General features: G+C 58.8%; 12 protein-coding genes. 5 read left to right on the forward strand and 7 right to left on the reverse strand.

The features are described from left to right. Nucleotides 1-33: 33 nt before the first annotated feature. The 3 genes from M0G74_RS12360 (at nt 34) to M0G74_RS12370 (ending at nt 3,714) form a co-directional block, all read left to right on the forward strand. Nucleotides 34-2,223, forward strand: a complete 2,190-nt coding sequence (locus tag M0G74_RS12360; protein ID WP_248217425.1) for a TonB-dependent receptor — start codon at nt 34-36, stop codon at nt 2,221-2,223. A 196-nt stretch (nt 2,224-2,419) separates the two neighbouring features. Continuing rightward, a complete protein-coding gene (locus tag M0G74_RS12365) occupies nt 2,420-3,085 on the forward strand; it encodes a DUF2239 family protein (RefSeq protein ID WP_248217428.1) in 666 nt (221 codons plus the stop codon). Nucleotides 3,086-3,276: 191 nt separating this feature from the next. After that, on the forward strand, nt 3,277-3,714 hold the full coding sequence (locus M0G74_RS12370) for a DUF1330 domain-containing protein (RefSeq protein ID WP_248217431.1): 438 nt from the start codon (nt 3,277-3,279) through the stop codon (nt 3,712-3,714). A gap of 27 nt (nt 3,715-3,741) precedes the next feature. On the opposite strand, the gene M0G74_RS12375 is transcribed toward M0G74_RS12370, so the two are convergent. The 5 genes from M0G74_RS12375 to glyQ form a co-directional block, all read right to left on the reverse strand. Further along, nucleotides 3,742-4,965 carry a class I SAM-dependent rRNA methyltransferase gene (locus tag M0G74_RS12375; protein WP_248217433.1) on the reverse strand — a complete coding sequence of 408 codons (1,224 nt, stop codon included), beginning with the start codon at nt 4,963-4,965 and terminating at the stop codon, nt 3,742-3,744. A 155-nt stretch (nt 4,966-5,120) separates the two neighbouring features. Next, nucleotides 5,121-8,153 (reverse strand): S8 family serine peptidase, encoded by a 3,033-nt coding sequence (locus M0G74_RS12380; protein ID WP_248217435.1) that lies wholly within the window; start codon nt 8,151-8,153, stop codon nt 5,121-5,123. A gap of 430 nt (nt 8,154-8,583) precedes the next feature. Then, on the reverse strand, nt 8,584-9,141 hold the full coding sequence (gmhB, locus tag M0G74_RS12385) for a D-glycero-beta-D-manno-heptose 1,7-bisphosphate 7-phosphatase (RefSeq protein WP_248217436.1): 558 nt from the start codon (nt 9,139-9,141) through the stop codon (nt 8,584-8,586). Between the two features lie 74 nt (nt 9,142-9,215). Continuing rightward, nucleotides 9,216-11,297 carry a glycine--tRNA ligase subunit beta gene (gene glyS, locus M0G74_RS12390; RefSeq protein ID WP_248217438.1) on the reverse strand — a complete coding sequence of 694 codons (2,082 nt, stop codon included), beginning with the start codon at nt 11,295-11,297 and terminating at the stop codon, nt 9,216-9,218. Then, a complete protein-coding gene (glyQ, locus tag M0G74_RS12395; RefSeq protein ID WP_248217441.1) occupies nt 11,297-12,286 on the reverse strand; it encodes a glycine--tRNA ligase subunit alpha in 990 nt (329 codons plus the stop codon). Before glyQ ends, glyS begins: the two co-directional genes overlap by 1 nt. Nucleotides 12,287-12,502: 216 nt before the next feature. Between glyQ and M0G74_RS12400 the strand changes: the two genes are divergently transcribed. After that, the gene (locus M0G74_RS12400; protein ID WP_248217443.1) at nt 12,503-13,390 is read left to right on the forward strand and encodes a lysophospholipid acyltransferase family protein; all 888 of its coding nucleotides are present in this window, start codon (nt 12,503-12,505) and stop codon (nt 13,388-13,390) included. A 155-nt stretch (nt 13,391-13,545) separates the two neighbouring features. Continuing rightward, the gene (locus M0G74_RS12405) at nt 13,546-14,166 is read left to right on the forward strand and encodes a CDP-alcohol phosphatidyltransferase family protein (protein ID WP_160151855.1); all 621 of its coding nucleotides are present in this window, start codon (nt 13,546-13,548) and stop codon (nt 14,164-14,166) included. A gap of 38 nt (nt 14,167-14,204) precedes the next feature. On the opposite strand, the gene M0G74_RS12410 is transcribed toward M0G74_RS12405, so the two are convergent. Beyond that, the gene (locus M0G74_RS12410) at nt 14,205-15,656 is read right to left on the reverse strand and encodes a TrkH family potassium uptake protein (RefSeq protein WP_160151854.1); all 1,452 of its coding nucleotides are present in this window, start codon (nt 15,654-15,656) and stop codon (nt 14,205-14,207) included. 28 nt (nt 15,657-15,684) lie between these two features. Then, entirely contained in the window at nt 15,685-17,070 is a 1,386-nt protein-coding gene (gene trkA, locus M0G74_RS12415) for a Trk system potassium transporter TrkA (RefSeq protein WP_160151853.1), read from the reverse strand. Nucleotides 17,071-17,100 lie beyond the last annotated feature (30 nt).

Raw genomic sequence — 17,100 nt, forward strand, 5'->3', positions numbered from 1 at the left:
CGAGTGAGTCTTGCGAATAGATAAGGAGAGCCCGTGCGCCGATTTCCCCTCGCCCCGATCACTGTTGCCATCGCCTTTGCCTCCGGACTTTCTGGCCAAGCCGCCAGTGCCGAAGAATCGGAAGTCCTGGAAACCATTTCAGTGCTCGGTTCTGAACTGGAAGTGAAGAAACTCCCTGGATCCGCACATCTGGTCAGTGCGGAAGACCTGCAAAAATTCGAATATGTGGATATCAACCGCATGATTCGCGCGGTACCCGGTGTGTATGTGCGCGAGGAAGACGGCTACGGCCTGCGCCCGAATATCGGTATTCGGGGCGCAGATGGTGGCCGCTCTGGCAAAATCTCGCTGATGGAAGATGGCGTGTTGGTGGCGCCGGCGCCTTACTCGGGCCCGGAAGCCTACTACTTCCCCACCGCTGGTCGCCTGGACAGCATTGAAGTACTCAAGGGCCCGGCAACCCTGAAATACGGCCCCTTCACCGTGGGTGGCGCGGTGAACATGATCAGCACCCCAATCCCCACCAGCAGCGCCGGCGCGGTAAAACTGGAAGCGGGGCAGTACGGGGAAAATCGCCTGCATACTTACTACGGCAGCAGCAGCGACACCACCGGCTGGCTGGTGGAAACCCACCAGCAACGAGCCGAAGGTTTCCGCGATATCGACCGTGCCGGTGAGGCGGATATCGCCAAGGAAGACTACCTGCTGAAAGGGCGTCTGAAGTCGTCCGAAGGCGCAGCCAACGCACAGCAGCTGGATGTCAAATTACAGTATTCCGAAGAAGATTCCGGAATGAGTTATCTGGGGCTCACCGATGCCGACTTCGCCGCCGACCCCAATCGCCGCTATGGCATCAGCGCCCTGGATGAAATGCAGAACCGCCACAGCAGCATACAGCTGAACCACAGTATTGCGCTCAGCGATGGCTTCAGTGTGAATACCCAGGCCTACTACAACAAGTTCAAGCGCGACTGGTTCAAGGTGAGCCTCGGCGGCCTGATCAGTAATGCCAACGGGGGAGACGCCGACGCCCAGGCCATTCTGGACGGCACCATGGACTACGATTTTGGGATAAAGCACAACGATCGCAGCTATATGGCGCGCGGTGTGCAAGTAAGCGCTAACTGGCAATTGAAGACTGGCGAAGTGCAGCACGACCTGGAGTTCGGCCTGCGCCGACACCAGGACGAAGTCGACCGCTATCAGCCCACCGAAAACTACCGCCAGGAAAATGGTGAGCTGGTGTATCTGGATACCGGCGATGTCAGCGCCAGCAATAACCGGGTGGAAGATGCGGACGCCACTTCCCTTTTTGTTTACGACCAGGTGGTGCTGACTGACCGCCTGTCATTGACTGCGACCCTGCGTTACGAAGACATTAAAACCGGCCAGCAGCGCTACCAGGACAAGGAGCGCACCGAGAAGGGCAGCAGCCTTTCCAATGCGCTGGACGAGTGGCTTCCAGGTCTGGGGATGACTTACACGCTGACCGAAGCCGTGACCCTGCTAGCGGGTGTCCATCGCGGCTTTGCCCCTCCGGGCGGCGATTCCTCCGACGGTGAGGCCGGTGACCTGTCCACCAACTACGAGTGGGGCGCACGCTTCGACAACGGCAACCTGGCAGCAGAATTCATCGCTTTCTACAGCGACTATGAGAGCACGGTGCAAAACTGCTCGGTAGCGGTTCCCTGCGTTAATGGCAATGACAGTGGCAGCTATGCCCTGGGTGAATCCATCATCCGGGGCTTTGAAGCCAGCCTGGGCACCCAGTGGTCGCTGGCGAACGGCTGGTTGATTCCGCTGCAGACGAGTTATACCTACACCGACGCTGAGATCAGTAAAGACAGCCTGGACTACATTGCTTCCGGCGGTAGCGAAGGACTCGCGATGGGCGATAATTTTGCCTATCTGCCGGAAAGTGTATTCGCGGTAACCACAGGCATTGATAGTGGCGCCAGCTGGCGACTGAACCTGAGCGCCGCCTACCAGGACGATATGTGTGTCAACAACGGCTGCAACCGGGGCGGTACCGATCGATTTGATCGTACCGAATCCCTTTGGGTCGTGGATGCTGCCGCGCACTACGATTTCAGTGAAGACTTTGCCGGCTACCTGAAAGTCGACAATCTGCTGGATGATCAGGCGATCATCAACCGCGCGCCAGATGGCGCTCGCGCTAATCGCCCGCGCACCGCATCGGTGGGTGTGACCTATCAATTCTAACGATCGTCTCAATTCTGACGGTCGTCGTTCAGTCGACGCCTGACAGAATTTACCAAAACCCCCGGTACTAGTACCGGGGGTTTTTTTTACCTGAAATAAACGCCAACAACTGGCGTGAAAAAACTCATCGGGTTTCTGCTGGCAGTATCAACCTGGTTAAAATACCTAACCGATTGGTCAATAAAGGTTGGGTGCTTTGGGAACTCAAAACAATAATACGTCGGGCAGCGTCAGTGCGTTCAGCGGTCATCAACGTGTTGCCCAGGGCCACATCAGCAGTGTCGCCCTCCAGCTAAAGCGAAGCTTGAGCGGTGCGGAACTGGATTCCGTGCTGATCTTTGATGACGAAAGCAGTGATCCGGTAGAAGTGGATTTCAGCGGTAGTGAGGAGGAGCTATTGGCGCGCTTACCGGCACTGCAGGAAGCACGCGGAAATGGCGACTCTCACGATGTCCCTGAAACAGGCAGGGGTGCCGGTAATGAACTGTACCGCCTGTTGAGGCTGAATCAACGTCAGCAGGCGTGGCTTGAATCGCACGCGGCAAACCCGGCTGCCGCAATCAAAAGCCTGATCGACAGCGCCATAACAACAGCCACGGGTTTTGCGGCCAACACGGCGTCCGACGCTTGGCCGAAAACGGCGGAGAGGGCGGAAACGAGGGGCCCGGGTAACACCGCCACAGCGCGTGAAGCGACAAGACGCTCGATCATCGCTTTGGGTAAATCCTTGCCGGGTTATGACAGTGCGCTCGCGGCCCTGCAAAACGGCGATGAAAACACCTTCTTTCGCATTATTGAACAATGGCCACGGGGACTATCCGCACACCTGAAAAAACTCGCCCAAATGGCGTTCAGTAATTAAGGTGCGCCTGACGATATCGCTGCGGAGAGGTTATTGGGGAGGTCGTTGGGAGTTTATTGGAGGGGCTGTTGGAGAGATTCTTGTCGCTGCCATCTCCATTGCCCGTACTGCGAGGTTATGGGCAATCCGGGCCGCTCATGTGAATATGGGGTATCGAAAATACCGGTAAGCTTGAGAAGGGGCACACTGACATGGGTGAATACACGCAGCAGCAGGGTTACCTGGAACCCACCGATAAATCGTCCGTCGCCATGTTCAAGCGGCAACTGAAAGGGCAGGTGGTCATGCTGAATCTTTTGCGTTTTCAGGACGTGGCGGATTACCGCAACTTTCCCGCATTGAAACCGCAAGAGCCCATCTCCGGCGCTGCGGCCTACAAGAAATACATGGCCCACGCCGGGCCTATCTTGAACCGGCACGGCGGTGAGCTGGTCTTTGTCGGCGACGGTGGCCACTTTTATATCGGCCCGTCCGATGAACACTGGGATCTGGCCATGCTGGTGAAATACCCGTCACAGCAGGTGTTCATCGATTTCACCAGCGACCCTGAGTATCTTGCGGGGATAGGGCACAGGTCGGCAGCGCTGGCGGATTCCCGCCTGCTGCCCCTGAGCCCAAAGATGCCCTAGGACCGAGGGGCGTCAGCTAGCTTTCGACTAGACGTTACCGCCTGCCGACAGGTGCACAAAGTGCGCCTTGAGGTAGCGGGTTTCTGGAATGGCCGGGTGGATCGGGTGATCTGCCCCCTGGCCGCCACTGCCGATAATGTTGATGGATTTATCCAGGTGGCGACCGGCGCCGCGCAGGATTTCCAGTAGTGTGTCGGATTCGAGATGCATGGAGCAGGAGGCGCTGACCAGCAGCCCGTTCTTCTCCAGCAGACGCAGCGCCAGTTCGTTGATGTGACGGTAGGCTGCCTCCCCGGATTTCTGATCCTTGCGGCGTTTGATGAACGCGGGCGGGTCCAACACGATGGCGTCGTAGCGCTCGCCGGCGTTGATCAGCTCTTTCATGGCATCGATCGCCTTACCCTGAATGGTAATCAGGTCATCCTTGCGGTTGTGCAGCGCCGCATTTTCCTCGCACCAGTCCAGCGCCTGCCCGGAAGCATCCACACAGGTCACCTCTTTTGCGCCGTTAGCAAGTGCTTGCACACCCCAGCCGCCGGCGTAGGAAAACAGATCCAGTACCCGCTGGCCTTTCACCCACTGGTTCAGGCGCGCACGGTTTTCACGGTGGTCGTAGAACCAGCCGGTTTTCTGCCCTTCAAACACTGGAGCCAGCAGGGCCACGCCGTTCTCTTCGAAGGGGGCCATCTTTGGCACTTCACCGTGTACCACTTCGCACACTTCTGGAAGTTCCTCGACCTTGCGCCCCTGGTGGTCATTGCGCAGCAGTATGCCCTTGGGGTTCACCAGTGCTACCAGCCCGTCGACGATATCCGGCAGCAGGTTTTCCATACCCCAGCTGCTGATCTGTACCACCAGGTAGTCGCCGAAGCGATCTACCACCAGCCCGGGCAAACCATCGGAGTCGCCGTATACCATGCGGTAACTGGGGTGGGGGAAATAGCGTTGGCGCAGGGCCAGGGCATTTTCCAGGCGGCGGTGCAGTTGTTTGCGGGTAAACGGGCCCTTGCGGGAAACCAGCCGCGCGCAGATCAGCTGATTGGGATTGACCAGCGCGTAACCCAGGCTATTTTCCTTGCTGTCGAGAATTTCACACTGGCTGCCGGGGGCCAGTCCTTTGAGAGGACTGCGCTGGGTGTCGACCTCGTTACTGTAAATCCACAGGTGGCCGAGTTTGAGGCGGCGCTCGGCGCGCGGGTTGAGGATCAGTTGTTGCACAGTGGGAAACTCCGGGTTTGCGGGGGGCGCCATTGTTGGTATCTGCCGCAATGATTACAAGCATTCTGTGCATAACCATAGTGGAAATCGAACTGGAGACGGTGCCAAACCGTCGGGCACAAAAAAGCCCGGGGCCGAACGGCCACCGGGCTTGTTGCAGAAATCTCTAGGGAGATTTTCGCTGAGCCTTACCGGGTGTTGATCATCACCTCGGTAGCCGCGATCACGCCCGAGTCATTCTGGTGCTGGAGCATACCGAGTGCGCGGGTTCCCGCGGGCAGTCCATCCCATTCCAGATAGAGGTTGCCAGTGCTGCCCACGGAAGCTGAAGCCGGGCCATCCACCCGGGTATTGCCCGCATCACCCTGCAGGTTGAAGTTGAACAGGGTATAGGGGGTGGCGCCAGCCGCCGAGGCGTAGTCCACGACAAGTGCTGCATAAATACCTGGGGTTGGGTTGACCAGGTCGACCTGCTCGGCAGATGTGGGCGAGCCACTGCTGCCGACGAGCGGGAAGCCGGATGTATCGGGCCCCAATACCTGTAGGTCCAGGTCGTCGGAGCCATCGCCAGCACCGACATCGGCGTCAAACAGGGCGATACGCGACAGTGAGGTTCCTTCGGGGATTTCGAAGATAACCACCGTATAGTCACCGTCCTCCACATAACCCGGGAAGGGTGCGCCCACCGCGAGACCGTTAACCGCCGCGCTGAAGCTACCGTCGTAGCCAAAGACCACGGGGATATTCAGGCTACCGGCAGTGCCCTCTGCAGATACGGATACTGGTGCGGAAATGGGCACAGGGCGCACGGCGATGGGACTGCGCACCTTGCGCAAACCCTGCGACCAGCTTAGGGAACCGAATGCCCACTCACCCATGGCCGCTTCTGCCGTTGCGGTGAAGGTCACTTCAAAGGTCGCGGTCTCGCCTTCTTTCAGGCGCAGGATGCGCGGCGAAACCTGCACCTGGACGCCAGCGGGTGCATCCACTTCCGCCCAGTACCACTGGGTGCCTTTGGCGACGCTGGTCACCCGGCGGGTGATGGTCTGGCTGCCCACCAGTTCGGCGATGCCGATGGATGGCAGGTTGAGGTCGGAAGAATCGGTGGAGAAACCGTAACCCTCAAGGTACTCGCAGTCCGAGTCCGGCATCATTTGGGGCTGGTTTTCCGCGCCACACAGGAAGGCGTAGTAGTCGTACAAGCCGGCGTCATATACCAGGCCCGGGAAAAATGCATTGGCGGGTTGCACCATGCCGGCGCCGATATCGAAGGGGTCCGCCGCCGTTTCACCGAAGGATTTTTTCATGTTCTGGCGCGCGCTGGTCATCAGCGCCGAGCGCGCCATCGCCGGCGTCCATTCGGGGTGTGCCTGTTTCAGCAGTGCCATGACACCGGCAATGTGCGGGCTGGCCATGGACGTGCCGCTCAGCGCACCGAAGGTCTCACCGGAACCGACCGGGGAAATACCCGCAACAATACTCACACCCGGCGCGGCGATATCCGGCTTGATGATATCCGGAGCACCGGCGTTGGCACCGCGAGAAGAGAAGCCGGCAATGCGGTTGTCACGGGACACCTGAATTTCCGCACTCAGGCTACCGCTGACGTCACCGCTGCCGGCCAGAGTCATACCGTCCGGGTGGCGAATCATAATCCCCGGGATACTGGTGCCGTCCGCCGACATGGTAATGGGATCCATACGATCAGGCGCCGCACCGTCATTGAAAACCACGATGGCGCTGGCGCCGGCAGCGGCCGCGTTATTGTATTTGTCCGTGAAAGCACAGGCGCCGCGGATGATCAGTGCAATATTGCCGGCCATCGCCTCGCTGTTGGTCAGCGGGGTACAGCCATCCAGTGGTTCGGCGCTGACGACGGTGCCGGAAATGGTACCGTTATCGGCCAACCTAGCCGGGCCGGAACCTTCGAGACCCTCGAAAATACCGGCAAGGCTTCCCGGCGCACTGACTTCCAGGCCGGTGCCGAAACTCTGATTGTCTTCGGTTGCACCCACCGAGGTTACCCAGGGAACACCGGAAGGCGTGCCGATGGTTTCATTGCCCGGGCCGGAATTGCCGGCAGAGACGGCTACAAACACACCGGCATCGGCGGCATATAGGAAAGCGATGTCATCTGGGCCGTTGAAGGTAGTGCTGGCGCCACCAACGGAAAAGTTGATCACGTCGACGCCGTCTTTTACCGCCTGGTCGATGGCGGCCATGGAATCGGAAGAGAAGCAGCCGCTGTCGTCTGGGTCGGGCGCATCCCAACATACTTTGTACACCGCAACCCGCGCGCGCGGCGCGACACCACTGAGGGTACCGGTCGCTTCACCCTGCATTATCCCCTCAACCCCGAAATTACCGGCGGCAGTGGTGGCAGTGTGAGTGCCGTGGCCGTCGGCATCGCGCGCCGACAGAAACTCATAATCGGCGAGGCTATTTACGGACAGGAAGCCACTGGAAAACGCTTCCGCTTTTACCAGTTTGTTGTTGCAGTCGAACGGCAGGTCGTCGCTGTTGAACTCGGTATTACCGAAATCGCAGCCGGCTCCGGAAAATGATTCCGGCACGGCATCGTAGAGAATCGGTCGACCACGGTTGCCGCGCTTGGGTGTGCGGGTGTCTTCCAGGCTCGGGTGCTCCGGGTGGATACCGGAGTCGATCACGCCGATCACGACGTCTTCACCGGTGGCGCCCAGCAGCCAGGGCCCGGGGGTATTGTCCAGGCCCAGGTAGCTGTAGGTGGAATTGGTCTGGGGCTTCATCAAGCGGTCTTCCCAGATGCCCACCACGTCCTTGCGATCGCGCAGCAGCTCCGCCTGGGATGCGGTCATCTGTGCGGCGAAACCATTAAAGGCCACTTCGTAATCGTGTACCTTGCGCGCCCCCGGAACGGCGGCCAGCGCGTCGTTGCGGCGCTCGGCCAGAAAAGCCGCGTAGTGTTTTATCGGGCTGCTGGAGAAATCCAGTTTGCGGTTTTTCTGGGGTTTGGTGGCGGCGAGCCCGGTGATATTACCTTCATAGGCGATCAGCGGTTTATCGGCCAGCTGTACGATGTAGGTTTTGTGTTTTTTTGCTGCTGGCGACGGCAGCGTGTTCGGTTCGTTGGCGAATGCAGCGGCGGATAGCGCACTACACAACAGCGTTGAAAAAATAACGCCAAAAGATTTCCCCCCAAAGGTTCGCTTACGCGACCCGGGTGTGTGCAAAAAACTCATAAAATTGCCCCGTAAAATAAAAAACCTGTACCGGATTTGCTTTTGGCAAACGGCCGCAGGAAGTTCCGTGAGATAAGCGGAAAAGATCGAGACGGAGCGATTGGATAGGTGTCTGCGGTTGGTGGTAACCAACGATGTGAAACCCTTTACAGCCAGGTCGTTCCGTCAACCTCTGATCCTCTCTTTGTCCTTCAAGAAAGGCGTGTGTCGCGCGGTATTATTCTTCCGTGAAAGGCGCGGCACCGGATCCCTCTATTTGGTTTCTACGGTAACCAAATAGGTGAGGCAATATGCTGGCGTTAATTGGATTGTTTAGCGGAAAAAAAGCTGGCTGCTTCACAATACTGTCATCAATTACAACCTGATAGCGGTTAGTAATTTAGTACGGAATTGCCAGTCAGAACTATTTGAATTGGATGGAAAGCGATTTTTATCGGGGTGGGAGGAGGATAAAATCTGCAAATTTCTGCAGATCGTCAAACACCGCAGTGTGCGTCAGAGACGGGTCCGGATTTTGGATGAGCTGCTGTAGGGTCTGTTCACCGCGACCGGTTTTTACCAGCACGGGTTTACAATTTTTTGCCACTGCACACTGAAGATCCTTCAACTGGTCGCCGACAAAAAAACAGTCGTGCAGAGAAGTATCAAATTCTGCCTCTATAGCGTCCAGCAATCCTGTTTTGGGTTTGCGACAGCGGCAATGGTCTTCGTCGCTGTGGGGGCAATAAAAAATACCTGCAACTTCGCCGCCCGCGTCTTCCACCAGTGCGCGCAGTTTTGCGTGCATGGCTTCGAGATCGTCGAGATCAAACAGCCCCAGTGCGAGGCCATTTTGGTTGGTAGCCACCGCCAGCTGAAAGCCGGCCTGACTCAGGCGCGCCATGGCTTCGATACTGCCGGCAATCGGCGTCCAGTCATCGGCACTGGTAACGTGATCGTCCCCTTGCTGATTGATGACACCGTCGCGATCGAGAATGATGATGGCCATGGGTTAGCGCTTTTAAAAAGAAAAACCGGTTTGCGGGAGCCTGTTAACGGGCTCCCGCAAAGAGCGTCAAGAACTTACTTGGCCGGCGCCAGTAGCGAAATATCCGCAGCTTCCAGGAAGAGCCCGCGCAGCTGGGCCAAGAGCGCCAGGCGGTTGTTGCGCAGCTGTTCGTCGTCGGCCATTACCATCACGCCATCGAAGAAATTGTCGACGGTCTCGCGCAAACCGGAGAGACCGGCGAGGCCCTCTTCAAAGCGGGCTTCTGCGTAGAGTGGTGCCACCGCATCGGCCGCATCGCGAATCGCCAGGTAGAGCGCTTTTTCTGCGTCTTCCTGCAACAGCGACTGGTCCACATCGATGGGTGCGGGGCCTTCGAGTTTGGCGAGAATGTTGGACACACGCTTGTTGGCGGCCGCCAGCGCTTCTGCTTCCGGCAGCTTGCTGAAGCTGTGTACCGCTTTAACCCGGTTGTCGATATCCAGTGGACGCGACAGTTTGCGCGCGGAAACGGCGAGGAACACTTCGGCCTTGATGCCGGCGTCTTCGTAGCGGGCGCGGAAGCGCTCGATCATGTAAGCCAGGGTCTGCTCGACCACGGTTTCGTGCTCTGCCAGTGCGGTGCGCGGGTAACCGTCGCGGGCCAGGGTGAGCAGTTCGCGCAGGTCCAGGTCGATATTCTTTTCCACCAGCAGGCGTAGTACACCCAGACTGGCGCGGCGCAGTGCGAAGGGATCGCGAGAGCCGCTGGGCGGCTGGCCGATTCCGAAAATACCGACGAGGGTGTCGATACGATCGGCGAGGGCGACGATGGTACCGGTCTCGGTTTGCGGCAAATCATCGCCGGCAAACTTCGGCATGTATTGCTCGTACATGGCCTTGGCCACATCCAGCGGCTCGCCGTCGTTTTCCGCATAGTAGTAACCGGCAATGCCCTGCATATCCGCAAACTCGAACACCATCTCGGTGACCAGGTCGGATTTACACAGCTGTGCGGCGCGCTGGGCCAGCGCGGCATCGCCACCGGTTTTCTCGGCGATGGCGGCAGCCAGTCGCGCCAGGCGTTCGGTCTTGTCGTAGACGGTGCCGAGCTTTTGCTGGAAGACGATGGTCTTGAGCTTTTCGCGACGCGCTTCCAGGCTGATTTTCTTGTCGGTGTCGAAGAAGAAAGCGGCATCGGAAAGGCGCGGGCGGATAACCCGCTCGTTGCCTTCAATGACCTGCCGGGCATCGGTGCTTTCAATATTGGAAACGGTAATAAAGAAGGGCATCAGCTTGCCGTCTTCATCCACCACGTGGAAATACTTCTGATGCTCCTTCATGGAGGAAATCAGGGCTTCCGCCGGCACATCCAGGAAGCGCTTTTCGAAGCGCCCGGTGAGCGCCACCGGCCATTCCACCAGCGCGGTCACTTCATTCAGCAAATCGTCGTCGATCACGGCATCGCCGTTGACGTTGTTGGCTTCCGCCTGCACCTGTTCGCGAATCATCTCGCGGCGCTCGGCGAAGTCCGCAACCACATAGCCCGGTTCGCGCAGCTGTTGCACATAGTCATTGGCCGAGGCCACAGTGAGTTCGCGATTGCAGTGGAAGCGGTGGCCGCGGGTGGTATTGCCCGACTTCAGGCCCAGCACTTCGGCATCGACGGTCTCGTTGCCGAGCAGCATCAACAGCCAGTGCACCGGGCGTACGAATTCTTCTTTGCGCGCGCCCCAGCGCATGCGCTTTGGAATGGGCAGTTGCGCCAGGGATTTACTGACGATATCGCCCAGCAGATCTTTGGTGGCGGCACCTTTCTGCTCACTGATAAAGGCCAGGCGCTCGCCCTTGTCGGTTTCGACCCGCGCCAGCTGGTCAACGGTGACACCAGCACCACGGGCGAATCCTTCCGCGGCTTTGGTGGGCTTGCCGTCTTTATCGAACGCAGCGGCCACCGCCGGGCCGTGTTTTTCGACCTGCTTGTCCTGCTGCTGTTCGGCGAGATTGCATACCACCACCGCCAGGCGGCGGGGGCTGGCGTAAGCCTGGACTTCGCCGTGTTCCAGTTCGGCGTCCTGCAGACCCTGTTGAATACCGTCGGCGAAGGCCTGCATCAGTTTGTGCAGGGCTTTTGGGGGCAGCTCTTCGGTGCCCAGCTCAACCAGAAAATCCTGAGCCATTACTTCTTCTCCTTCTTCGCTGCGGCTTTTTCCGCCTGGGCCAGCACTTCGCTGCGAATATCGTCCGCGGCGAGGGGGAAGCCCAGGGATTTGCGCGCGTCAAAATAGGCCTGGGCCACGGCGCGGGCGAGGGTGCGCACGCGCAAAATAAAGCGCTGGCGCTCGGTCACGGAAATGGCGTGACGGGCATCCAGCAGGTTGAACGCGTGGGAAGCCTTCATCACCTGTTCATAGGCCGGCAGCGGCAGGCCGAGTTCGATCAGGCGCTGGCTCTCGCGCTCGCAGTGATCGAAGGTGGCGAACAGGAATTCCACATCTGCGTGTTCAAAGTTGTAGTGGGACATTTCCACTTCGTTCTGGTGGAACACATCGCCGTAAGTCACCGGGGTACCGTCGGCGTTGCGGGTCCACACCAGGTCGTAGATGGACTCCACATTCTGCAGGTACATGGCGATACGCTCGATACCGTAGGTAATCTCGCCGGTTACCGGGTAGCACTCGAGGCCGCCCACCTGCTGGAAGTAGGTGAACTGAGTGACTTCCATCCCGTTCAGCCACACTTCCCAGCCGAGACCCCAGGCGCCCAGGGTGGGGGATTCCCAGTTATCTTCCACAAAGCGGATATCGTGCACCGCTGGATCAATGCCCAGCGCGCGCAGACTGTCGAGATAGAGCTCCTGAATATTCGCCGGTGACGGCTTCATTACTACCTGGTACTGGTAGTAGTGCTGCAGGCGGTTGGGGTTTTCACCGTAGCGGCCGTCGGTGGGGCGGCGGCAGGGCTGTACATAGGCGGCGTTCCAGGTTTCCGGGCCGATGGCACGCAGGAAGGTGGCGGGGTGAAAGGTGCCGGCGCCCACTTCCATATCCAGAGGCTGTAGAATGACGCACCCTTGGCGCGCCCAGTATTCCTGCAGGGTAAAAATCAGTCCCTGGAAGGTGCTCAGATCCTGCGCCGGGGCAGAATGGCTGGTTTGTTGCTCGGACACCGCTATCTCCGGTTTCAGCTGGGTGAAAAGACAAGGGGCGCAATTATAGCGGCAGCGGGTTGCGCACTAAACAGCGGGTAACAGATTGAAGGGTGATTGGGGTCGATTGACGGCCGATTGGGGGAATTAAATGGCGATAAAACGACCATACTCCCAAGGATTTGAAAATATAGAGCGTTTTGGGGCATTTGCCCCGGTAAGAAGGAAGTAGTCAGGTTGGATATCAAAGGGCAATTATCAGCGGGCGCGCTGAAACTGTTGGGCAGGCTGCCACTGCGCTGGTCGCGACGTCTTGCCGGCTTTGTCGGTTTCTGCGCCGTCTGCGCCCGTGGCGAGAGCCTGCGGGTCAGCCGTATCAATTTGCAGCTTTGCTATCCGGAAATGCCGGCAAAAGCGCGGGAAAGGCTGGCCCGCGCCAGCGTGATCAATACCGCGATGACCGGGCTTGAGGTGGCCAGCCTGTGGCGCCAGCCCTGGAGTCGCGGCGAAGACAGTATCGTGCGGGTACGCAACCAGCAGCTGCTGACCGAGGGCGTGGAAGAGGGCCGCGGTGTCCTGGTGCTGGTACCGCATATTGGCAACTGGGAGATTTTCGGCCAGTACCTGGCAACGGTGGGGCCCACCACCAGCCTCTATGCGCCCCCCAAGATTGAAGCCCTGGACCCGGTGATCCGCGAGGGCCGCGAGAAAACCGGCGCCAAGCTGGTACCCACCAACATTCGCGGTGTGCGCGCCCTGCTCAAGGCGCTGAAAGACGGCGGTATTGTCGGCGTGCTGCCGGACCAGGCGCCGGATCTGTCCGGCGGCGACTTTGCGCCCTTCTTCGGTCGGCCGACATTGACCATGACCCTGGCGTTCAATCTGATCCAGCGCACCGGCTGCAAGGTGATCTTTGGCTTCGGCAAGCGCGTCGAGGGGGGATTCGAGCTGGTGATGTTGCCGGCGGAGCAGGCCATTTTCAGTGACGAGGTCAAGGTTTCACTGGCGGCCCTCAACCGCGGGGTCGAAGCCTGTATCGCCGAGGCACCGGAGCAGTACCAGTGGGAGTACAAGCGTTTCCGGCGGATTCCCGAGGGCAAGAGCGGGATCTATCGCAAAAGCTGAACCGCACCCGGGTCCTCTGGGCGCGTTTGCCACGCGCCGAAAACCACCTGCAGTCATCCATCCGCAGTATTTTCCGGGATTTTTGCCCTTAAGCGCTCTATTGCCAATACTTGTATGGCAATAGCCGCTGCCGCGGTAAATATCCGGGAGAATTCATGAGCCAGGCTTCGGCGTCCAGCGGGCACTCCATTTGGCGCCACCTTCCCAATGCCGTGTCTTTGTTGCGGATTCTGCTGATTCTGCCGATCGTCTATTTTTCCCTGCAGGAGCATAACGGCCTGGCGTTATGCCTCTACGTCGTGGCGGCACTCAGTGATTTTGTCGATGGTTGGCTGGCGCGCCGTTACCGCTGGCAGAGCAAGTTCGGCATGCTTGCCGATCCGGTGGCGGATCGTGTGTTTATCCTCAGCATGATTCCGTTGCTGTGGCACCTGGGATCCATCAACCCGGTATATGGCGCGTTGCTGGCGTTCCGTTGCGCGCTGCAACTCAGTGTCGTTCCCGTCATCGTTTTGTGGCTCAAGCGTTCCTTTGGTATTCGTGCCAAATGGTTGCAGCTGAGCGCCACCATCATCACTTTTTCCGTACTGGGAATGGGATTTGCCGAGCAGGCCAGTTACCTGTGGCCGCCGGTATCGACCGGGACAGAAATCATTTTTGAGCGCACCTTTGGCGCCCTGACGGTGATTGGCGTATTGCTGGAAATCCTGGTGTTGATCCGCTTCCTGCCGCGCTACCTGCACGTATTACAGAAAAGAAAAAACACCTTCGAATAGCGGGCGGCGTAGGGCTTCGGGCCAAGTGAAAGTCGGACTCAGTGTCGCCAGAAGGCCGGCGTCAACAGCACCAGCAGGGTGAAAATTTCCAGACGACCCATCAGCATCGCAAGAATCAGAAAGCACTTCGCGATCTCGTTCACTTCACCGTAATGCGCCGCCGCATCACCCAATGCAGGACCGATATTGCTCAGGCAGGAAGCCACGGTGGAAAACGAGGTTACAAAATTTTCGCCGGTCGCCATCACCACAATGGTGAGAATGAAAAACGACAGGATATAGACCGCGAAAAATCCCCACACCGCATCGGTCACCCGCGGCGGGACTATCTTGCGATTAACCTTGATGGGCACCACCGCGTTGGGGTGCACCAGGCGGTTCAGTTCGCGCAGACCGGATTTCACAATCAGCATAACCCGCACTGCTTTAATGCCCCCGGACGTGGAGCCGGCGCAGGCACCCATGATGCCGATCATCAGCAGGATGTAGGGCAGGAATGCGGGCCACAGGGCGAAACTTTCCGAGCCGAAGCCGGCGGTGGTGCCGATGGATACCACCTGGAAAACCCCGTGCAGGATACTGCCGCGCATATCGAAGGTGCCCGAGGTATAGAGGTAGCCGACAATGATGCCGCAGGCCCCGAGCGTGACCAGGATGTAAAAGCGGAACTCGGAATCTTTCCAGTAGTGTTTAACGGTCTTGTTGCTGAAGGCGTAAAAGTGCAGGCCGAAGTTGATGGCCGCGGTCAGCATGAAGATCACCGCAATGGCCATGATCGCGTGGTTGTTGGCGTAGAAGCCCATACTTGCGTCGTGGGTGGAGAAACCGCCGTTGGCAACGGTGGAAAAGGCGTGGCCGACGGCATCAAAAACGGTCATGCCCGCCCACCAGTAGCCGATGCCGCAGAGCACGGTCAGCGCGATATAAATCACAAACAGCGCGCGCGCGGTTTCCGCGATGCGCGGTGTCAGTTTGGTATCTTTTACCGGCCCCGGCATTTCCGCCTTGTACAGCTGCATACCACCGATACCGAGCATCGGCAGGATCGCCAGTGCGATAACAATTACCCCGATACCGCCAAACCACTGCAGTTGTTGCCGGTAATAGAGAATCGCGGGGGGCAGGGTGTCCAGACCGACAATGGTGGTGGCACCGGTGGTGGTGAGCCCGGAAATGGATTCGAAAATCGAGTCCACCACGCTTAAATCCGGCTGTGCACTGATGATCAGGGGCAGGGCACCGAAACTGCCGAGAATCAGCCAGAAGAAGGAGGTCACCACGAAGCCGTCGCGGGTGCGCAGATCCTGCTTGAGATCGTGCACCGGCAGCCACATAAACAGGCCGGTGAGCAGGGTGATGCCGAAAGCCACCGCGAAAGCGATGTGGGTGCCATCTTCGTACCACAGGGATACGCCGATGGGCGGCAGCAGCGTCAGGCTGAACACCGTCAGCAAAATGCCGAATACGCGGGCTATGACTGCTAATCGCATTGCGTTTATTCCGCCCTATCGTCCGACATCAGAAAAAGCTGAAGCCGACCTGGAACAGCTGTTCCACGTGGCGGGTGTGGCGACGGTCGACCAGGAACACGATGACGTGGTCGTCCGGCTCGACAACGATATTGTCATGGGCGATGAGCACCTGACTCTCGCCATCGCGCTCGCGAACAATGGCGCCGATGGAGGCGCCTTCCGGCAGGTCGATATCCTCGATTTTTTTGCCCACTACCTTTGAGGTGCGACTGTCGCCGTGGGCGATGACTTCGATGGCTTCGGCAGCACCGCGGCGCAGCTGGTGCACATTGACCATGTCGCCCTTGCGCACATGGGTGAGCAGGCTGCCGATGGTGTTCTGCTGCGGTGAAATGGCAATGTCGATTTCGCCCCCCTGCACCAGGTCCACATAGGCGCGGTTGTTGATCAGCGCCATTACCTTGCGGGTGCCGAGGCGCTTGGCCAGCAGCGACGACATGATGTTGGCCTCGTCATCATTGGTGAGTGCGAGGAATACATCGGTGTCTTCGATGTTTTCTTCCAGCAGCAGATCCTGATCCGAGGCGCTGCCGTGCAGCACGATGCTGTTACTGAGTTCTTCCGACAGGAAAATACAGCGGTCGTGATCCTGTTCGATCACCTTAACCGAGTAGCGGTTTTCCAGCTTGTGTGCGAGGCGCAGGCCGATGTTGCCGCCGCCGGCGATGGTGATGCGCTTGTAGCCCTGTTCCAGCCGGCGCAGTTCGCTCATCACGGCGCGGATGTCCTGCTTGGCGGCGATGAAGAAGACTTCGTCACCGGCCTCGATCACGGTGGAGCCCTGGGGAATGATGGGGCTGTTGCGGCGATAAATGGCGGCGACGCGGGTATCGACCTTGGGCATGTGTTCGCGCAGGTAGCGCAGCTGGTGTCCTACTAGTGGTCCGCCCTGAACCGCGCGTACGGCGACCAGCTGTACGCGGCCGTCGGCGAAGTCGAGTACTTGCAGCGCGCCAGGATGTTCAATCAGTCGCGCGATGTATTCGGAGACGATCTGCTCGGGGCTGATGAGGACGTCGATGGGGATGGATTCGGTAGAGAAGAGCTCCGGATACTGCAGGTAGGCGGAGGCGCGCACGCGGGCGATTTTCAGGGTAACCCGGAACAGGGAGTGGGCGATCTGGCAGGCGGCCATGTTGGTTTCGTCGTTATTGGTGACGGCAACCAAGATGTCGGCGTCTTCAATGCCGGCTTCCTGCAGTATGTCCGGGTGGGAGGCGTGGCCGACGACGACGCCGATATCGATGCGGTCGCGCAGCTCGCGCAGGGTTTTCTCGTCGCTGTCTACCAGAACAATGTCGTTGCGTTCAGAGGCCAGGCTTTCCGCCAGGGAGCCGCCGACCTGGCCGGCGCCGAGAATAACAATTTTCATAGTTGGGTTTCGGGGCCTGTTTTCTGGCCC

This window comes from Microbulbifer sp. CAU 1566 (genome assembly GCF_023156515.1).
GTDB lineage: Bacteria > Pseudomonadota > Gammaproteobacteria > Pseudomonadales > Cellvibrionaceae > Microbulbifer.

What these genes read in the sequence shown, in the direction of transcription:
- M0G74_RS12370 (WP_248217431.1), top strand. Translation starts at nt 3,277, where the DNA reads ATGGGTGAATACACGCAGCAGCAGGGTTACCTGGAACCCACCGATAAA.
- M0G74_RS12375 (WP_248217433.1), bottom strand. Translation starts at nt 4,965, where the DNA reads ATGGCGCCCCCCGCAAACCCGGAGTTTCCCACTGTGCAACAACTGATC.
- M0G74_RS12380 (WP_248217435.1), bottom strand. Translation starts at nt 8,153, where the DNA reads ATGAGTTTTTTGCACACACCCGGGTCGCGTAAGCGAACCTTTGGGGGG.
- gmhB (WP_248217436.1), bottom strand. Translation starts at nt 9,141, where the DNA reads ATGGCCATCATCATTCTCGATCGCGACGGTGTCATCAATCAGCAAGGG.
- glyS (WP_248217438.1), bottom strand. Translation starts at nt 11,297, where the DNA reads ATGGCTCAGGATTTTCTGGTTGAGCTGGGCACCGAAGAGCTGCCCCCA.
- M0G74_RS12405 (WP_160151855.1), top strand. Translation starts at nt 13,546, where the DNA reads ATGAGCCAGGCTTCGGCGTCCAGCGGGCACTCCATTTGGCGCCACCTT.
- M0G74_RS12410 (WP_160151854.1), bottom strand. Translation starts at nt 15,656, where the DNA reads ATGCGATTAGCAGTCATAGCCCGCGTATTCGGCATTTTGCTGACGGTG.
- trkA (WP_160151853.1), bottom strand. Translation starts at nt 17,070, where the DNA reads ATGAAAATTGTTATTCTCGGCGCCGGCCAGGTCGGCGGCTCCCTGGCG.